This window comes from Synechococcus sp. R6-7, from assembly GCF_047461695.1.
In the GTDB taxonomy this organism is placed as follows: Bacteria; Cyanobacteriota; Cyanobacteriia; order Thermostichales; family Thermostichaceae; genus Thermostichus.
This window is the reverse complement of record NZ_JANSHS010000422.1, coordinates 1-1,059: the sequence shown is the minus strand read 5'-3', so window position 1 is coordinate 1,059 and position 1,059 is coordinate 1. Positions and strand designations below refer to the sequence as shown.

The following is a 1,059-nucleotide window of genomic DNA, read 5'->3' as shown; positions in this document are numbered from 1 at the left end:
CCCCCCCTTGCGTGAATTCGGGGGAGAAGTTGAGGAAAATATCGTCGCCCTCCACCCGCACATCCAACACCCGCGTCTGGGGGGGAATGGCCGTGGTGAGGTGGGGATCCCGGGGGCCGGCAATCAGCTCCTCCAGAGCCAGGCGGATGGCTTCTTGAGTGTCAAAGGCGCGAACCCTGCGCTCCTGCTGCACGTAGTAAATGGAGTTGTCAGCACTGGTCAGCCAATACAGGGAAAGGGTTTGCCGGGGCCCGATGCTGTACCACCAAGCTCCCCCCATCACCCCTAACCCCAGCAAGAAGCCAAGGATCCCCAATTGCAGGGCCCGGCCGCGACGTGGGCAGCGACGCCGTCCTCCCAACCTAACGGAGCTGAGCTGTGCAATACGGCCTCCGTAGTGGCTCATCGCTGGCAACCCCCTGTCTTACCTAGCTCTAGGGTAGCGAAGAAAAGCCCACTCTGCCGGGGATCCCCCATAGGCTGGACAGGCAAAAGTGCGGCAGCAACTGGGATCCCTTTATTTGTATGATGATAATGATTTACACCCGGCATCGCTGAGTCGATAACTGAGCACACAAGGAGCTGAACCTCAATCATGGTTACTGCCACCGCTACTGCCACCAATGTTGGCTACATCACTCAGGTCATTGGGCCTGTGATCGACGCCGAGTTTCCCAGCGGCAAGCTGCCCGAAATCTACAATGCCCTCAAGGTGGAGGGCACAACCGAAAGCGGCCTGAAGGTTAAGGTCACCTTTGAGGTGCAGCAGCTTTTGGGGGATAACCGCGTGCGTGCAGTGGCCATGTCTTCGACCGATGGCCTGGTGCGGGGCATGCCGGTGGTGGATACGGGCGCTCCGATTACTGTGCCGGTCGGGCAGCCCACCCTGGGGCGCATTTTCAATGTGCTGGGAGAGCCGGTTGACCAAGGAGAGCCCGTTCAAGCCCAAGAATTTGCCCCCATCCACCGCAGTGCGCCTCCACTTGTCGATTTGACGATCAAGCCAGAGCCCTTTGAAACCGGCATCAAGGTGATTGACCTGCTGGCCCCCTTCAAAAA

The 1,059-nt window shown here is 59.3% G+C and carries 1 protein-coding gene and 1 pseudogene; one reads left to right on the top strand and one right to left on the bottom strand.

All coding sequences use genetic code 11. The annotated features are described in order from the left end of the window. A partial coding sequence (locus NW815_RS12035; RefSeq protein ID WP_414416059.1) for a GerMN domain-containing protein occupies nucleotides 1–406 on the bottom strand: 406 nt, incomplete at its 3' end. Between the two features lie 189 nt (nucleotides 407–595). Here NW815_RS12035 and NW815_RS12030 point away from each other — a divergent pair. Next, nucleotides 596–1,059, top strand: a pseudogene (locus NW815_RS12030) (F0F1 ATP synthase subunit beta); the annotation flags it as partial.